The organism is Marinobacter algicola DG893, assembly GCF_000170835.1.
In the GTDB taxonomy this organism is placed as follows: Bacteria; Pseudomonadota; Gammaproteobacteria; order Pseudomonadales; family Oleiphilaceae; genus Marinobacter; species Marinobacter algicola.
In genome coordinates this window covers 60729-78322 of the sequence record NZ_ABCP01000014.1, presented here as the reverse complement: position 1 = coordinate 78322, position 17594 = coordinate 60729, and the positions used below count along the sequence as shown (strand labels likewise).

The 17594-nt window shown below is 56.1% G+C and carries 17 protein-coding genes; 6 read left to right on the top strand and 11 right to left on the bottom strand.

Annotated features, from left to right (window positions below; all coding sequences use genetic code 11):
- Positions 1-50: 50 nt before the first annotated feature.
- From phoU to MDG893_RS11160, 5 genes are all read right to left on the bottom strand, one after another.
- Positions 51-773 (bottom strand): phosphate signaling complex protein PhoU, encoded by a 723-nt coding sequence (gene phoU / locus MDG893_RS11180; protein WP_007153895.1) that lies wholly within the window; start codon positions 771-773, stop codon positions 51-53.
- 33 nt (positions 774-806) lie between these two features.
- Positions 807-1694, bottom strand: coding sequence for a phosphate ABC transporter ATP-binding protein PstB (gene pstB / locus MDG893_RS11175; RefSeq protein ID WP_007153894.1), 888 nt, complete (start codon positions 1692-1694; stop codon positions 807-809).
- A gap of 11 nt (positions 1695-1705) precedes the next feature.
- Complete coding sequence (gene pstA, locus MDG893_RS11170; RefSeq protein ID WP_007153893.1) at positions 1706-2980, bottom strand: phosphate ABC transporter permease PstA; 1275 nt, start codon at positions 2978-2980, stop codon at positions 1706-1708.
- On the bottom strand, positions 2973-4361 hold the full coding sequence (gene pstC, locus MDG893_RS11165; RefSeq protein ID WP_007153892.1) for a phosphate ABC transporter permease subunit PstC: 1389 nt from the start codon (positions 4359-4361) through the stop codon (positions 2973-2975). Before pstC ends, pstA begins: the two co-directional genes overlap by 8 nt.
- 142 nt (positions 4362-4503) lie before the next feature.
- Positions 4504-5556 (bottom strand): substrate-binding domain-containing protein, encoded by a 1053-nt coding sequence (locus MDG893_RS11160; RefSeq protein ID WP_007153891.1) that lies wholly within the window; start codon positions 5554-5556, stop codon positions 4504-4506.
- Positions 5557-5751: 195 nt separating this feature from the next.
- Between MDG893_RS11160 and MDG893_RS11155 the strand changes: the two genes are divergently transcribed.
- Entirely contained in the window at positions 5752-6156 is a 405-nt protein-coding gene (locus MDG893_RS11155; protein WP_007153890.1) for an acyl-CoA thioesterase, read from the top strand.
- Between the two features lie 86 nt (positions 6157-6242).
- Entirely contained in the window at positions 6243-6551 is a 309-nt protein-coding gene (locus MDG893_RS11150; RefSeq protein WP_007153889.1) for a hypothetical protein, read from the top strand.
- 7 nt (positions 6552-6558) lie between these two features.
- On the opposite strand, the gene arsJ is transcribed toward MDG893_RS11150, so the two are convergent.
- From arsJ to MDG893_RS11135, 3 genes are read right to left on the bottom strand one after another with little or no spacing between them, the layout of a single operon-like run.
- On the bottom strand, positions 6559-7752 hold the full coding sequence (gene arsJ / locus MDG893_RS11145) for an organoarsenical effux MFS transporter ArsJ (protein WP_007153888.1): 1194 nt from the start codon (positions 7750-7752) through the stop codon (positions 6559-6561).
- A 1-nt stretch (position 7753) separates the two neighbouring features.
- Positions 7754-8758: an ArsJ-associated glyceraldehyde-3-phosphate dehydrogenase gene (locus tag MDG893_RS11140; RefSeq protein ID WP_007153887.1), complete on the bottom strand. Its 1005-nt coding sequence runs from the start codon at positions 8756-8758 to the stop codon at positions 7754-7756.
- A gap of 25 nt (positions 8759-8783) precedes the next feature.
- On the bottom strand, positions 8784-9548 hold the full coding sequence (locus tag MDG893_RS11135; protein ID WP_007153886.1) for a metalloregulator ArsR/SmtB family transcription factor: 765 nt from the start codon (positions 9546-9548) through the stop codon (positions 8784-8786).
- Between the two features lie 91 nt (positions 9549-9639).
- On the opposite strand from MDG893_RS11135, the gene arsH reads away from it, so the two are divergent.
- Positions 9640-10356, top strand: coding sequence for an arsenical resistance protein ArsH (arsH, locus tag MDG893_RS11130; RefSeq protein ID WP_007153885.1), 717 nt, complete (start codon positions 9640-9642; stop codon positions 10354-10356).
- 10 nt (positions 10357-10366) lie between these two features.
- Entirely contained in the window at positions 10367-11434 is a 1068-nt protein-coding gene (gene arsB, locus MDG893_RS11125; protein WP_007153884.1) for an ACR3 family arsenite efflux transporter, read from the top strand.
- Between the two features lie 544 nt (positions 11435-11978).
- On the opposite strand, the gene lhpI is transcribed toward arsB, so the two are convergent.
- On the bottom strand, positions 11979-12917 hold the full coding sequence (gene lhpI / locus MDG893_RS11120; RefSeq protein WP_007153882.1) for a bifunctional Delta(1)-pyrroline-2-carboxylate/Delta(1)-piperideine-2-carboxylate reductase: 939 nt from the start codon (positions 12915-12917) through the stop codon (positions 11979-11981).
- 145 nt (positions 12918-13062) lie between these two features.
- Here lhpI and MDG893_RS11115 point away from each other — a divergent pair, with 145 nt between their 5' ends.
- Entirely contained in the window at positions 13063-13395 is a 333-nt protein-coding gene (locus MDG893_RS11115) for a hypothetical protein (RefSeq protein ID WP_007153881.1), read from the top strand.
- On the opposite strand, the gene MDG893_RS11110 is transcribed toward MDG893_RS11115, so the two are convergent.
- Positions 13369-14544 (bottom strand): glycoside hydrolase family 88 protein, encoded by a 1176-nt coding sequence (locus tag MDG893_RS11110; protein ID WP_007153880.1) that lies wholly within the window; start codon positions 14542-14544, stop codon positions 13369-13371. The genes MDG893_RS11115 and MDG893_RS11110 overlap by 27 nt on opposite strands.
- Positions 14545-14580: 36 nt before the next feature.
- Entirely contained in the window at positions 14581-15756 is a 1176-nt protein-coding gene (locus MDG893_RS11105; protein WP_007153879.1) for a CaiB/BaiF CoA transferase family protein, read from the bottom strand.
- A gap of 128 nt (positions 15757-15884) precedes the next feature.
- Here MDG893_RS11105 and MDG893_RS11100 point away from each other — a divergent pair, with 128 nt between their 5' ends.
- Positions 15885-17570: an AMP-binding protein gene (locus MDG893_RS11100; RefSeq protein WP_007153878.1), complete on the top strand. Its 1686-nt coding sequence runs from the start codon at positions 15885-15887 to the stop codon at positions 17568-17570.
- The last annotated feature ends 24 nt before the right edge of the window (positions 17571-17594 follow it).

Below are 17594 nucleotides of genomic sequence, written 5' to 3'. Positions count from 1 at the left end.
GAAAGCCGTACCACACAGCGGCCCTCCCCCAAGCTCAAACAAAAAGCCAGTCAGCGGCCAACGACCTTCTCGGCTTCCTCCACCGGCGTATGCCGAACATCCTCACCCTTAACCATGAAGATCACATTCTCGGCAATGTTACAGGCGTGATCCCCCACCCGCTCCAGAGCACGGAGAATCCACATCACCGACATACAGCGGGAAATGTTGCGGGTGTCTTCCATCATGAACGTCAGCAAGGTCCGCGTGGCGGCCTGGTATTCCTCATCCACCCGCTTGTCTTCCTTCATGATCCGTAACGCCTGCTCAGAATCGAGACGGGCGAAGGAGTCCAAAGCATCGTGCAACATGCTAAGAACATGATTGCCAATGTGGCGCACCTCCACGTAGCCACGAGGTGCCTGACCTTCCTCTGACAGCTTGATGGCGAACTTGGCAATTTTCTTCGCCTCGTCACCCACCCGCTCCAGGTCCGCCACCATCTTGATCACCGAAATCACCAACCGCAGATCACGCGCGGTGGGCTGGCGACGGGCGATAATCAGGGTTGCTTCCTCGTCGAGGTCGATTTCCATCTGGTCGACTTTCTTGTCCGTGGCACGAACCTCGTCCGCCAGGTGGCCGTCGTTGTCCACCAGTGCGGTAATCGCACGGTCGACCTGGGACTCCACCAGGCCGCCCATCTCGAGGAACTCGCTCTTCAGAGCCATCAGTTCGTCATTGAACTTATGCGAAATATGATCGCCGTAAACATCGTCCTTTTTATCTGGCATGACTGTGTTCTCCAGTGTTCAACAATACCGGCGTTAACCGAAACGGCCGGTGATATAGGATTCGGTGAGTTCGTGCTCGGGCGACGTAAACACCTTGTTGGTCTCGTTCACTTCCACCAGGTGCCCCAGATGGAAATACGCCGTTCGATTCGATACACGGGCTGCCTGCTGCATCGAGTGGGTCACGATCACAATGGTGTAGCTCTCGGACATTTCAGCCATCAACTCTTCCACCCTTGCGGTTGCAATGGGATCCAGCGCAGAGCAAGGCTCATCCATCAGAATAACCTCCGGGCTCACGGCAATGGCGCGCGCAATGCAGAGGCGCTGCTGCTGGCCGCCCGACATTCCGGTGGCCGTCGCATCCAGGCGGTCCTTGACCTCGCTCCACAAACCCGCCTTGCGCAAGCTGTTCTCGACAATGTCATCCAGATCGGACTTGCGGTTTGCAAGGCCATGAATCCGGGGACCATAGGCCACATTGTCATAGATGGACTTGGGGAACGGGTTGGGTTTCTGGAACACCATACCCACCCGCGCACGCAGTTCGACAACGTCCCGGCGACGGTCATAGATGTCCTGGTCGTCCAGTTGCAGTGACCCCGTCACCTTGCAGATTTCGATGCTGTCGTTCATTCGATTGAGGCATCTCAGAAACGTAGACTTGCCGCACCCAGAAGGTCCAATAAAGGCAATGACCTCATTCTTCGCCACATCCAGGCTGATGTTCTTGATCGCCCGGGTATCACCGTAGGAAACATTGACGTCGCGAAGCTTGAATTTGGCATTGTCGGCAAACGGCTCTCCCACCGTTTTGCCTTCCTCAATAATCGTTTCCTCGGGCTGTTCCCGCACCGGAGTAACCGTTTCAATCTCTTGGTGATCGGCTTCTTTGGCAATCGTTGGGTTCATCGTATTCATCGTTTATCTCCTTACCACCGACGCTCAAGGCGCTTGCGAAGCCAGATGGCCAGTGCGTTCATGCTAACCAGAAATGCCAGCAACACCATAATGGCTGCTGACGCACGTTCTATAAAGGCGAGCTCCGGGCTGCCCGCCCACAGGAAGACCTGAACCGGGAGCACCGTCGCCGAATCGAAAAAGCCATCCGGAACATCAACGATGAACGCCACCATTCCGATCAGCAACAGCGGAGCAGTCTCGCCCAATGCCTGCGCCATACCGATAATGGAGCCGGTCAGCATTCCCGGCATGGCCAGCGGCAATACATGGTGCAGTACCACCTGCATTTTGGAGGCGCCAATACCTTCCGCAGCCTCCCTGATTGAGGGCGGCACGCTCTTGATGGCCGCCCGGCTGGAAATGATGATGGTTGGCAGTGTCATCAGCGTCAGTACAAGACCGCCCACCACCGGAACCGATCGGGGCATGCCAAACAGGTTGATGAACACCGCCAGGCCCAGCAAACCGAAGATAATCGACGGCACCGCAGCCAGGTTGTTGATGTTCACTTCGATAAAATCCGTGAGCTTGTTCTGGGGTGCAAACTCTTCCAGGTAAATGGCAGCCGCCACCCCGATGGGGAACGAGAGCACCAGTGTCACCAGCATGGTCAGCAAGGACCCGACGATCGCCCCAAGAATACCGGCGCGGGACGGATCACGGGAATCGCCGCTGCTAAAGAACACATCGTTGAAGGAGGTCTGCACAACCTCTTTTTCCACCAGTTGATCCACCCAGCGTTGTTGCCGGTCACTGAGCTTGATGGAATAGGCATCGTCACCTGCATGTTTCACGTAAACATCAACGTCGGTGTGAGCCAGAACAGTCAGTGTTTGGGTGGTTCCAAGCCACTCGGGGTTCTGCTCGAGCATGTCACGCAACTCATTGGACGCGTAGGGGTTCAACAGATCACGAACGGCGTCCCTATTCTCTTCCGTTGCGCCCGGCACCTGCTTGATCAGCGCCTGCAACAATGGCTCCACGAAATCCGCCATCTTTATCTGCTTTTTATCCGTGGCGTCGTCGAGATACATCATTTCACCATCGAGCTCGACTTCCATGGTGATGGTGGTTTTGGTGAAGCCGGTATAGCCTTTGCCAATAATGTCGACAAACAGCACCACCAGGGCAGACAGCGCGATCGCAATCGCCAGTATGCCGTAGGCCCGGAACCGGCGTTCCTTGCGGTAACGCCGCTTGAGTGACTGGCGGACAATCTCCGCCTGTGAACGTTGATCAGTCATACTGTTCCCGATATTTGCGAACGATTTTCAGGGCCACCACATTCAGCAACAGGGTAGCGAGGAAGAGCATCGCGCCGAGGGCAAAGGCCGCCAGGGTCTTGGCGCTGTCGAATTCCTGGTCGCCGGTCAGCAGGGTGACAATCTGTACGGTCACCGTGGTAACGGTTTCCAGCGGGTTCGCCGTCAGATTCGCTGCGAGGCCCGCGGCCATGACCACGATCATGGTTTCACCAATGGCTCGGGAGACTGCCAACAGCACCCCGCCCATAATGCCGGGCAGTGCCGCCGGGAAAATCACCTTCTTCATGGTTTCCGACTGGGTCGCGCCCAGAGCCAGGGAGCCATCACGTAGGGTTTGCGGTACCGCGTTGATAACGTCGTCCGACAGTGAAGACACAAACGGAATGATCATAATGCCCATGACCCCGCCAGCGGCGAGCGCACTCTGAGACGAGGCATCAATCCCCAACGAGGCTGCGAAGTTACTGATGAACGGCGCGACGGTAAGCGCCGCAAAGAAGCCGTAGACCACCGTCGGGATACCCGCCAGCATCTCAAGCAACGGTTTGACCACACCGCGCACTTTCCTATTGGCGTATTCCGAGAGATAAATCGCCGACAGCAACCCCACCGGCACCGCAACCAGCATGGCAATCGCCGAAATCAGCAGCGTGCCGGTAAACAGCGGAATCATGCCAAAGGCGCCCTGAGCAGCGACCTGATCAGCGCGCAGTGCGGTTTGCGGGCTCCACTGGGAGCCAAAGATAAATTCGGTGAACGGAATCTTCTGGAAGAACCGGAAGGTTTCAAACGCGACAGAGAAGATGATTCCGATGGTGGTCAGAATCGCCAGGGCAGCACAGGCGAAGAACAACCACTTCAGGATCGACTCCACTTGCGTTCGGGCGTTCAGCGCCGGGCGAACACGCAACCATCCCAGGAACCCCGCCAGCACAGAGACGGACACCACCAGGGTGGTCATGAACATCCGGCTCTGTTCCCGGAGCGCCTTCAGCCGCTCCGCAGCCTCAACAATGGGTGCTTCCGCAAACCCCGGAGGCAGGCTACCGCTGGCCACGTTGCTGATCTTGCTCAACAGAAGACTCGCCTCGCCCTCGGACGCCGGCAACATTTCCTGTGGCAGGGAGCCAATAATTAGAGTCTGGATGACCTTTCCCTGAAACGCTGCCCAGAGTCCAAGCACCAGCAGCGCGGGGATACCGCACCACAAAGCCGCTCGCGCCCCATAATAGAAAGGCAGGGACTTGAGATGACGAATGCCCCCCATCGGCATCGCCAGTGACCGCGATCGGGCATAACCCAAGCCGTAGGCAACCATCGACAGCACGATGGTCAGTAAAAGCAGATTGGCCGGTTGCATGAAAATTCCCGTAACAAGCTAAAAAGGACCACAAGTGTAATCATTCGGAAAACGGGACGCACATGCCGCTTTCCAGACGTGCAAAAGGGCGCGAGCCTTTCAAAGACCCGCACCCTTGTCAGTCAACGTGTTGTCGACTGGCTTACATCAGCTCTTCCTTGGCCAGGTTAGGCATATTGGATGCCTTGTCCTGCAGCTTCATCAGCGCATCGCGTGGAGGAACAATCAGGCCAACATCCTTCAGGTAGCCATTCTGGCCCATAGCACTCGGGCTCACAAAGAACTCGGCATAGTCCGCGATACCCGGAACCACACCAACGTGGGCTTTCTTCACGTAGAAGAACAGTGAACGGGCAACCGGGTACTCATCCGCAGCGATGGCTTCCGCCGTCGGCACCATGCCATTGAGAGTCGCCGCCTGCAGGCGATCAGAATTCTCTTCCAGGAAGCTGTAGCCGAACACGCCATAAAGGCCTTTGTCGTCGATCAGCTTCTGAACGATCAGGTTGTCGTTCTCACCGGCTTCGATGAACGCGCCGTCTTCACGAACGCTCTGACACACGCCTTCCATGTCGTCTTCGCTCATGTCGGCAACCGCAGGCAGATCTTCACAACCACCCTGCAGGGCCAATTCGTTGAAGGAATCACGGGTACCGGAAGTCGGAGGCGGTCCCATCACACGAATGGCAACGTTTGGCAGGCTGGAGTCGATATCGCTCCACTTTTCATAGGGGTTGGCGACCAACTTGGTTTCGTCGTCCGGTGAAGGCACCTGCTTACCCAGGGCCAGGAACAGTTGCTCCAAAGTGATGTCCAGGTTATCCGCTTTCTGCGAGCTGGCAATCACGATGCCGTCTGAACCGATGCGGAATTCGGTGATGTCTTTAACGCCGTTTTTCTGGCAAAGATCGTACTCGGAGGTCTTCATGCGACGAGACGCATTGGTGATGTCCGGGTGCTGGGTGCCGATACCGGCGCAGAACAGCTTCAGACCGCCGCCAGAACCGGTCGACTCAAGCTTTGGAGTCGGGAAGTCAGTAGAAGAACCAAAACGCTCAGCCACAACAGTCGCGAACGGATAAACGGTAGAGGAACCGACGATGCTGATAGTGTCGCGTGCCATGGCAGGAGTCGACACGGCGGCAATGCTGCCTGCCAGTGCCACAGTTGTAAGGGCTGTTTTAAGTTTGATCACGTTGAGTCTCCATTTGTCACTTTGACTTTATGTACGGGTTTGCTTTACCGATGTGTGAACAATAAAGGCACTCTGTGACAACTTTGTTACAGCCTTTGAAATATAGAACAGGACGTTCAATTTTTCTTGCAGACGCCGTACAGGCCGCTAACATGCGGGGTACTAAAACAATTCCGGACTGACAAGGTTGAATCCATGACGGCGCTTGATGACGACAAACCCACACCCAGGGGCGAACTGGTAATCCAGGTAATCCCCCTTCCCTCCGACACCAACCCCAACGGCGATGTGTTCGCCGGCTGGCTTGTCAAACAGATGGACATTGCCGCGGCTACCATGGCAGGGCGCATTTCCCAAGGCCGTAACGCCACGGTCGCCATGGATCGAATGGAGTTCCTGTCGCCACTGCGGGTGGGCTCCCAGGTGGGCTGTTACGGTGAGCTGGTTGAGGTGGGCCGCAGTTCAATGAAAATCAACATTGAAGTCTGGACCCTGGACCGCACGGCCAAAGCCCCTCGCAAGGTGACCGAAGGACTCTTCGTCTACGTCGCGATTGACGAACATGGCCGCATTCGCGAGGTGCCTGCACAAAACGGGTAAAAGGTTATCAGGGCCTGCCAGAGTTCATGACGGATATACTGTTTCACAGTGCTTTGCCGACAACCAGCCACACAGGCCACGGATGTATGAATCTCGGTCCTTTTATCCCAGTCACACTGACATCTTTATTGATCGCTCCGCCTTTGGCGGCTGAAGTCAGCCTGGCACCGTTTGCAGGTTTTCGCATGAGCAGTTCGGTGGATATCGAGACCGCCGGCGCCAGCACTTCAGACCAAATCGACTTCCGGGATTCCGCCAGGCTGGATCTGCGCGGTGTTTACACCGCCTTGAACTCGGGAGGTTCCGCATTCTGCTCAGGTGGCTGCGAGCTCAGGTTCGACAGCAGCGGCTACTTGCAGGTGGAAGCCGCCGCGGGGCTGGCCATTCGGTTCTGAGACCCGCTCAGGCGGTTATTGACCGCCGCTCGGGCAACAACACCGACAGCAACGCTGCCATGGCCACCAGGCCCGACGATATCCACAAGCAGGCCTCCAGCCCCCAGGCCTGATAGACCCAGCCAGAGAGAATTGTGCCCAGTAACCGGCCGGCGGCATTGGACATATAATAGAAGCCCACATCCAGCGACACGCCATCGCCACGGGCATAGCTAACGATGAGATAGCTGTGGAGCGACGAGTTGACGGCAAACAGCACGCCAAACAATAGCAGACCACCGACAATCACGATCTGGGGTGACCAACCGGCCGACAGGCCAATGGCAATTGCTGCCGGAATCAGTGCCAGGGCTGCCGCCCAAAGTACAGCAGGCTGTTTTCTTTCCATGTTTCCGGTAATGCGCGGGGCAATGGTCTGGATAAAGCCATAGCCGATAATCCAGGTGGCCATGAATCCGCCCACTTTCCAGAAGTCCCAGCCAAAAACCGTATGCAGGTACACCGGCAGAGCCACCACAAACCACACATCCCGGGCGCCAAACAGAAACATTCGGGCAGCAGAGAGCACGTTGATGGCCCGGCTCTTGGACAGGATTTCGCGAAACTTCGGCTTTGCCTTGCTCTTGCCCAGATCCTGCCCCAACAGAAAAAGGCTGGCCAGCCACACCACACTCAGGGCTACCGCCATGATAACGACCGCGCCTTGGAAACCAGCGGCCATCAGCAGGACACCACCGAGGAAAAAGCCCACACCCTTCAGTGTATTCTTGGAGCCAGTGAGTATGGCCACCCATTTGTAGAGGGTCCCCTGCTGCTCATCCGGTACCAGCAGTTTGATGCCGCTCTTGGCGGACATCTTGTTCAGGTCCTTGGCAATGCCGGACAGCGCCTGAGCCGCCATCACCCAAGGCACAGTCAGCATGGCCGCCGGCACCGCCAGCATGGCAAGGGCAGCAATCTGGAGGAACAACCCGATGTTCATGGTGCGATTCAGGCCCCAGCGGGCACCCAGATAGCCACCCACCAGGTTGGTCACCACCCCGAAAAACTCGTAGAAAATGAACAGCAGGGCAATTTCCAGCGGTGAATAGCCAAGCTGATGGAAATGCAGCACCACCAGCATCCGCAGGGCTCCGTCCGTCAGGGTGAAGGCCCAGTAATTGCCGGTGATGACCAGATACTGTCGGATGGCCGCGGACATATCAGGCAGAGCCTACCCGGCGCGCCAGTTCCGCAGTGCGGTTGGCATAGCCCCATTCGTTGTCGTACCAGGCGTAGATTTTCACCTGGGTGCCATTCACCACCATGGTGGAAAGGGCGTCGACAATGGAGGAGCGGGGGTCGGTCTGGTAATCGATAGACACCAGAGGGCGCTCTTCGTAGCCCAGAATGTTTTTCAGATCGCCCTCAGCGGCCTCTTTCAGCAACTGGTTTACGGTATCGCGATCCGTGGGTGTTTCCACCTCGAATACGCAGTCGGTCAGCGAAGCATTCGTCAGTGGCACCCGAACGGCATGGCCATCCAGGCGCCCCTTCAGCTCTGGAAAAATTTCGATAATCGCGGTGGCGGACCCGGTGCTGGTTGGAATCAGGGAACTACCACAGGCGCGGGCCCGACGCAGGTCCTTATGGGGCGCATCGATGATGGTTTGGGTGTTGGTCAGGCTATGGATCGTCGTGATGGAACCATGCTTGATACCCAGCTTCTCGTGGATGACCTTCACCACCGGCGCAAGGCAGTTGGTGGTGCAGGAAGCGGCAGTGACAATGCGGTCGTTGGCCGGGTCAAAAATGCCGTCGTTCACGCCCACCACAATGTTTTTGGTTCCAGCTTCTTTCACCGGTGCCGTCACCACCACGCGTTTGACGCCCTGATCGAGATACGCCTGGAGCACGTCCACTTTTTTCATCTTGCCGCTGGCTTCAATCACCAGATCACAGCCAGACCAGTCGGTCTCCCCAATGGTTTTGTTGCGGGTGACGCGAACCGATTTGCCCTCGACAACGATACCGTCGCCGTTTACACCCGCTTCGTGATCCCAGCGGCCATGAATACTGTCGAAGTTCAGCAGATGCGCCAGCGTCTCGGCATCGGCGCCTGGATCGTTAATTGCTACAAATTCCATCTCCGGCCACTGCCAGGCTGCTCTGAGAGCCAGGCGACCGATTCGGCCGAATCCATTTATTCCGACTTTGATCTTGCTCATGATGTGCTCCAGAAAGCGTTATCCATTAAATACACTGCACAACCGGCCTGTCGGGCATGGCCGATAACCGCTCAAGTTCCGACGCAATCAGGGCGGGATTGCTATCGGCGGTTTCATCCAGAACCCGCGACAGCCACTGCGGCATCCGGGGATTCAGGGAATAGTACATCCACTGACCCTGGCGCTCTGCATCCAGCAGGCCCGCCTGCCGCAGGGTAGCCAGGTGCCGACTGGCCTTGGGCTGGGAAATATCGAGGGCGGCCGTAAGTTCACACACACACAGTTTCGCCTCCTGCCGAACCAGCATCAGCGCAGCCAGGCGAAGCTCGTCACCCAACGCCTTGAACACCGTCACCGGATTAAAGTCCATCGGCTTCATGCCGGTTTCTTTCCTGTGCACCAGAGTAAACAGGCCAATACGCTCGCGGATTTCCTTGAGGGTCAGTGCAAAGGTGGCGTGACGCCCGCTTGGCACTGGGTCCGGGAAGTCCCAGGCGATCTGCTGGGCAGGCTGACAGACATTGCCGCACTCGTTGGCGGCTTTTTCGCAAAGGGTGATCACATAATCCCAATGCTCACGTTCGACGCCTGCCAACGATTTACTCTGCAAACCATCGACGGAAAAGCCCGCCTCCGAGAGTACCTGAAGCGCCATTGGGTGAGGCTTGTCAGGCTCAGTGCCGGCACTCGCCACTTCAAACTGGTCACCAGCCATTTCCCGCAACAGGGCTTCCGCCATCAATGAGCGGGCACTGTTAGCGGTGCAAACGAACAAAACGCGACGCTTCATATGCAGATTCCCATATATTCGTTTTCATGCATATCTATTTTGTTGCATAATATCCGGAAGATTTTAACGAGTAAAGGACCCTTTCATTACAATGAGCGCCCATAACCTCCCCAATATCGACCGGGACCAGTTCCGCAAACCAACTGAAGAGCAAGTTTTTGCAACACCCCCTTCTTCACATCCGCCAAGGATACTGTTGCTGTACGGCTCACTGCGGGAGCGCTCGTTCAGCCGTCTAGCCGTTGAGGAAGCCGCTCGGTTGTTGCAAGCCATGGGTTCAGAAACCCGTGTATTCGACCCCCGCGGCCTGCCCCTCGCCGATGCCGAAGACGCGTCCCACCCCAAGGTTCAGGAATTGCGGGAGCTGGCCCAGTGGTCGGAAGGCATGGTGTGGTGCTCGCCAGAGCGCCACGGCGCGATGACCGGCATCATGAAAACCCAGATCGACTGGATTCCCCTATCCATCGGCGGCATGCGCCCGACTCAGGGCAAAACCCTGGCGGTGATGCAGGTGTGTGGAGGGTCCCAGTCATTCAATGCGGTGAACCAGTTGCGAGTACTCGGGCGCTGGATGCGGATGGTGACGATCCCCAACCAGTCGTCGGTACCCAAGGCGTTTACGGAATTCGATGAGCACGATCGTATGATGCCCTCCCCCTATTACAACCGCATCGTGGACGTGATGGAGGAACTGGTGAAGTTCACCCTGCTGATTCGGGACCGTAGCGATTACCTGACGGACCGCTATTCCGAGCGAGTGGAAAGCGCCGATGAAGTTTCAAAACGCGTCAATCAACGGTCCATGTAAGGGGTAGATCATGAGCGCCCATACGGAAGTGACTAACGAAGACACCAGCGGTGGCATGGATTTGTTCGGAAGGTTCCTGTCCATCTGGGTCGCCTTGGCCATCATCGCCGGCGTAACCCTCGGCCAACTGGCGCCCTCGGTACCGGAAACTCTGGCCCGCTTCGAATATGCTCAGGTGTCGATCCCTATCGCCATTCTGATCTGGGCCATGATCTTCCCGATGATGGCCCAGATCGATTTCAGCACGGTGGTGGGCGTGCGCAAGGAACCAAAAGGCCTCGCCATCACCACCATCGTGAACTGGCTGATCAAGCCGTTCACCATGTTCGCTATTGCCTGGTTTTTCCTGATGGTCGTGTTCGAGCCGCTGATCGCCCCCGGATTGGCAAATGAGTACCTGGCCGGAGCAATCCTCCTGGGCGCGGCACCCTGCACCGCCATGGTGTTTGTCTGGAGTTACCTCACCAAAGGCGATGCGGCCTATACCCTGGTGCAGGTGTCCCTGAACGACATCATCATGCTCTTCGCTTTTGCGCCTGTCGTGGTGTTACTGCTGGGCATCTCCGACATTCAGGTACCCTGGGACACGGTGATTCTATCTGTGGTGCTGTACATCATCATCCCACTGACCGCCGGCTACCTCACGCGCCGGGCCCTGATCTCAAGGCGGGGACAAGCCTGGTACGACGAGGTGTTCATGAAGCGCCTTGGGCCGGTCACCCCGGCAGCACTGATCGTCACCCTGGTACTGCTATTTGCGTTCCAGGGCGAAGTTATCCTGAACAATCCGCTGCATATCGTGCTGATTGCTGTGCCGCTGATTGTGCAGACCTTCCTGATTTTCTTCCTGGCTTACGGCTGGGCACGGCTGTGGAACGTCCGTCACTGCATCGCAGCGCCGGGCGCCATGATCGGTGCCAGTAATTTCTTCGAGCTGGCAGTCGCGGCGGCCATTGCGCTATTCGGTCTGCAATCCGGGGCTGCGCTGGCGACGGTGGTTGGTGTGCTTGTGGAGGTGCCATTGATGCTGGTTCTGGTTCGGATTGCCAATCAAACACGGGAGCAGTTTCCGGCCTAGTTAGGGGGTTCTCAATAGGTCCACTTTTAAACAAAAGCGAACATTCGTAAATCCTTTTTAAAGATCCACGCTTCCATTGGAAAGCAGACCTTTTTGCCGCGCCGAGTCCGGTCATTTAGGGCAACCTAGACAGTGCTTCAAAGAGCAAATTGCTCGATTTAACGCCTCAAGCAGAGACGCGCTTTAGCGCGTCCTTCTGACTTGAATTGTTATATGCTTTGAATACTTCGAATGAGGCGTCAGCTGTTCTGAAAAAACTCTCCGCCACGTCTATAATCTTCTCGAAGTACGGCAGTTCACAGACCAGAGTGTCGTCAGGTTTTAGCCGCAGTCCATCGGTACTCTCTATTATGTTTGATAACTTTTTTGAGGATCGTGATTTACCAACATCCCCTTCACTGTGGACGATTGACCGAGATCGTCAGCGAGTAGAGGTTGAAGATCGTGTCTACACGATCATCAAGGATACGCGCAAAATCATCGATATCCTCGATCAATAGACTCGAAAGAACTTTTTGGGCATTCGCTAAGCGGAACGACATTGTCACGTTGCGTTGAGGGCTTCCCACACTTCGATGGCGGCGGCCAGGTCTTCCAGCGAGGCACCCACAGATTTGAACAGGGTGATGGCCTCATCGGCGGTGCGTCCCGGTTTTTCGCCGCGCAGCAGCTCAGCCAGCTCGGCACGCAGATCGGTTTCATTGAACTTTCCTTCATCCATGGCCTGGAGGATGTCGCCCCCCTCGCCGAGGGCGCCAGCGTAGGTGTCGACAAAGACCTCGCTGCGGGCCAGGCAATGGCTGTCGGTTTCCCGCATGGTTGGCCGGAATGCGCCCACCAGATCCAGGTGGCTGCCAGGTTTCAGCCATTCCCCCTGGATCAGCGGTTCAGTTGACAGGGTTGCGCAGCTGATGATGTCTGCCTCTGGCACTGCGGTTTCCAGATCGGTTACCGCCTGGCAGTCGAATCGATCTCTGAATTTTTCTGCCAGGGCTTCTGCCTTGTCCGGATTTCGGCCCCAGATCCGCACGGTGTGGATGGGGCGAACGGCCGCGTGTGCTTCAATCAGCATTGGCGCCAGTTTGCCGGTGCCGACCACCAGTAACGATGCGGCGTCCTGCCGTGCCAGTTCCCGGGCGGCCAGGGCTGAGGCCGCTGCGGTCCGCCGGCTGGTCAGGGCGCTGCCGTCAATACAGGCGAGCGGCGTGCCATGCTGGCCCTCGCAGAGAATGTACAGACCCGAAATAGCGGGCAGGCCGGCGTTGGCATTCTGGGGGAACACGTTGACCATTTTCATGCCGATGTAACCTGCCTCATCCCAGGCCGGCATCAGGAGCATGGTGGCCTCACCGTCGGAGCGGTGCATAGCGTGATGGTGTCTGGGTGGCGATTCCACGCCTTCGCGGAAGGTGGTTGCCAGCCGCTCGATCAGTGCCGGCCATGCCAGTGCGCCGGCTACCTCCTGTGTAGAAATAACACGCATGGTTTTCAACCCTTTTTTCGATTGACCAGCCGATGTAGCTCACCGATGATGCCGCGACGGAAGACCATAGTATGCAGACCAACTATCCTGCCAGAGGGGGTGACCCTGGTTCCTACAAAAAGGAACCAGGGTAGCAAACGGTTGAATGGACAATATTCCAAGACTAATTCTGGTTGAACGTGAACACCGATTCCGGAAAATCCTGAAAAGTATTCATCTTCAGCCGGAATGGGTGTTCATGATGGGTCAGAATATGCACATTCCTCAAGTTCCGCATGTTTTGGAGCGCCATCACCTTGGCAAGGTGTTTTTCGAGAAACCCGATAGGGCCATCACAGCCCCTGACCTGCTATATTCAAAGGTAGGTCTCGATATTGCTCAGTTTCAGAATCAGTTCCCGGATAGTCAGCAGAAGGCCCGGAAGCTGAACACCCAGGCCTTGATGCCGTCATTATTCATCTGGTTTGTTGGTAGATAACCGACCGGTCAGTATACCCAAACAGTGCAGCAGAAAGTAGTCGCCCCAGATCAGCTCATGCTCAATGGCGACACCGCGCATTGGGTCGAAGCAGCCTCGTGTTAGCATAGCGGGCGGGATGGTACCAGTGCTCCCTGGCGCGGCCACAACATAGTCACGACAAAGGGTCTTGACGGTGTTACGAGCCTTGCGTTGATAATCCTGCGCGGTTTCGCGGTCATCAAGGACGGTAGCCAGTGTCAGCAGGGCATAGCAGGCGATGGAGGTGGCAGAGGTGTCCTTCGGAGTGTCGGCTTCCTGGGGCGCATCGAAATCCCAGTAGGCCACCCCGTCATCGGGTACATTCTGAGTCCACCATCCGCAGACTTTTTCGGCGTAGTCACGGATTTCACGATTCTCCGGATACAGTTCCGATAGATAAGCGTAGCTCATCATAGCCCAAGCCTGAGCACGGCCCCAGGTAGAGTTCGGGCCGTAGCCCTTATGGGTATAGGTTTTGATCAACTTCCCGGTCTGGTTGTCAAAGCTAGCGGATTGGCATACTGAGCCATCCTCGCGCACACAAAAGTCAGCGTTAGTCAGGGCATGGCGGATTGCCACATCCCTGAATTTATCGTCACCAGTCTTCTCCGCAGCCCAGGCAAGTACTAGGCTGGCTGATAGGCTGTCGATGTTGGTTTCGTTCTCGCCGACGGTGTGGGCCTCTTCCGCCGCTGTGCCCAAGGGCATCAGACCGATATTTGGGCGAAAAGTAGCGTACAGGCTACTGGCCGCAGCTAACGCCAGTGTCTTGGCTTTCCTGCTACCCGCAAGATCTGCCCCAACAGAGCACCCAAAATAGAACAGGAAGCCCCGAAATACCGAATCGGAGTCAACCCTCGGCTCAAGGCGCTCTACCCACTCCTCGGCCGCTTGCCAGAGTGATGAATCGCCAGAATAATGACCGCTCAACCAGAGTACACCGGGCCAGAAGCCCCCCGTCCAGAAACCATCTTCCGTGGTAGTCCACTCTCCGGTCTTCGTGTCGGCGTAGTGGGGAAACCCAGTTAATTGTTTTTTCAGAGTGAGACGCGCCCGCTCCACCAGACCTTCAATGGTTTGGTCAAACAAGCGCTTTTCGTCATTGCCGTATGTTGATTTGACGTTCATGAATTAGTGCCCCTCTTAATTGTGTTTGATTGCCAATCAGGTAATAACTCCGCGTTCCTGGAAGTCTCTGATCTCGTTTTCGGAGTAGCCAAAGTCACTCAGAATCTCACTTGAAAATTCGCCCAGAGCGGCGGGTGGCCGTGGCATTTCTTTACCCTGGCCGGCCAGTTTTACCGGATTGCCAACCAGTTGGACTGATCCATGGCCAGGTATGTCCACCTCCCGCAAAATATCGTTCTGCAGGGTTTGCGGATGTTTCAAGGTGTCGTCCAGATCCATCACCGGGGCACACAGGATGTCGGTTTTCGATAATCGCTTTACACATTCATCGGTGGTATAGCGTTCCATCACCGGCCCGAATTTTTCCTGAACTATGTCGGCATGCTTACGTTGTAGAGTGGAGTTGGCGAGCAGTGGATCCGCGCTCATGTCGTCTTCGCCAAACGCCATGCACATGAGTTGCAGTGGGTTGTCCCGAAACAGAGTGAGAACAGTGATCCAGCCGTCCGAGGTCTTGAAGATCATGGCGTACTGAACCCAGTCGGTGCGGTAGTTGTAAAGTGCTCGGCTGGAGGTTTCCAGCAGTTGCATGGCAATGGCGACATCAAACAGAGAAGTAGTTACCAAGTCACCTTTACCGGTGCGTTCCCGTCCCAAAAGTGCCGCCAGCACCCCCTGAGATAACGATGCCGCAGTGGCATAGTCGACCGTAGGAGTGGCAGTAAGACGGGGACGGCCACCGGACTCAACCCCATTCATGGCAAAGCCGCTGAGAGACTGCGCCAGCATATCCTGGCCCGGCATACCTGATAACGGGCCCTTTGCGCCAAAGGCGTAACCAACCGCATACACCAGCCGGGGATTGCGCTTAGAAACTTCCTCGTAACCAAAGCCGAGTCGCTCCATGGCACCGGGCCGAAAGTTATGAATCAGCACGTCGGCTTTATCAATCAGCTTGCCAAGGACTTCTCGGCCTTCATCCTGCTTGAGGTCGAGGCACAGGGTCCGCTTATTACAACCAACCGCAGCGTAATAGCAGCTCATATCTTCGCGGGCGGTGCCGACCTCGTCGAGGTCCCGCATAATATCGCCTCGGGGCGGCCGTTCAATCTTAATCACGTCGGCGCCGTAATCCCCAAGCATCTGCCCGGCAAGTGGCACCTGCATAACCATGCCAAGCTCTAGCACGGTGACCCCAGAAAGTGGTTTCATTGGCTTCCTCCATCATTCCATTTTACTTACTGACCGTATAGTATTTAATTAATATACACAAGCCAGTTTGACAAGTACTGATCGTTAATTTATTTCTCAAGGCACGCCTTGATAGCCGGAGACGCTTTATGGTTCTAAATGAACAATTACCTGCATTCGCGATTCCCGATTCGCTCTCTGAGTGGACATTACCCAAAGTGGCTGCACGGCGCTTGGAGGCCTCACCCGATGCAGTTTTTGCCCGCGAGGTCTCGGGTAATCAAGAGACTTATGGCCAGTTTATGGCCCATGCGGAGGCGCTAGCAGCGCATTTCCTTCAGGTAGGTATTGAGCCCGGTGATCGTATCCTGATATTTGCTGCCAACAGTATTGCCGCATTGCACGCATGGATGGCTGCAGCGCTGGTTGGCGCGGTCGATGTGTCGGCGAATACCGGCTATCGCGGTAACTCTTTGGCCCATGTCCTCAACCTGGCCAAACCCAGCCTGATTGTCAGCGATGCTGATTTAATGCCGTGTATTACGGAACTGACTTGGAACTTTTCCTGCCTCCGGCAGATTGTCGTTATCGACAACACGGAAACTGGTCCTAGCGAACTGGTCAAAGCATTTGAGGCAAAAGGGAATATCCGCGTAAGGCATCACCAAGATCTCATCGCCAAGCCAACACTATTGAAGCAGCCTTGGCCAGAGATTCAGCCCTCCGATGCAGCGTCTGTGGTGTTCACATCTGGCACCACTGGTCCCGCCAAGGGCGTGGTGATGCCCCATGGCCATGTCTGCCTGTTGGCTAACACCACCGCAGGGGAAACAGACATGACCGCGTCTGACGTGTTCTACAGCGCCCACCCTCTGTTTCACATTGCCGGTAAGTTCATGGGAGTACTCGCCATCTTTGCCGCCGGCGGAACACTGGTTCTCGACCGAAAGTTTGACGCTAAACGTTGGCTGGATCGCATCCGGGAAAGTGGAGCAACCATCAGTATTGCCCATGGACCGATGATAGAAATGATCCAGGCAGAGCCGCCACGGTCCGAAGATTCAGATAACGTTCTTACCCGTTTGATGTGCTGCCCATTGCCCAAACGTCATGGTGATGCCTTTCTGGAGCGGTTTGGCGTCAAGGGTATCGAAATGTGGGGTATGAGTGAAGTTGGCTGCCCATGTTGGACGTCACGGCAATCCCCCGCGGTTGCTGGCTCCTGCGGCAAAGTACTAACGGAATGGTATGACGTGGAAGTCGTCGATCCGGAAACAGACCGTCCGGTACCGGACGGCACCGCAGGTGAAATTGTGGTCAGGTCCAGGCACCCCTGGACTACCATGTTGTGCTACATGGGTATGCCGGAAGAAACCGTGAACGCATGGCGAAACCTTTGGTTTCATACCGGAGATATCGCCGTCAGGGATAGCAACAGCAACATGTTCTACATCGATCGCAAAGGCGACCGTATCCGCCGCCGGGCCGAGAATATCTCCTCGTTTGATATCGAAGCTGCAGTGGCTGACTTTCCTGGTGTGAAGGAATGCGTGGCGGTGGGTGTTCCGTCGGGCTATGAGAACGACGACGATATTCTGGTTTATATCGTAACCATGGAGGACGCAGTAGTTGAACCACCGGCGCTGTTGAGTTTCCTGGCACGCGCACTGCCCCATTTCATGGTGCCACGCTATATAGAAATCATCGACGAACTACCGAGAACACCCACCAACAAGGTGAAGAAAAAGCAGCTATCACAGCGCGGCATTCAAATCAGCACCTGGGACCGCAAAGGCGCCGGCGTCAGCCTAAAGGAGCTTATCTCCCAGAGATAAACAGCATTAGGTAAACCCAATGGG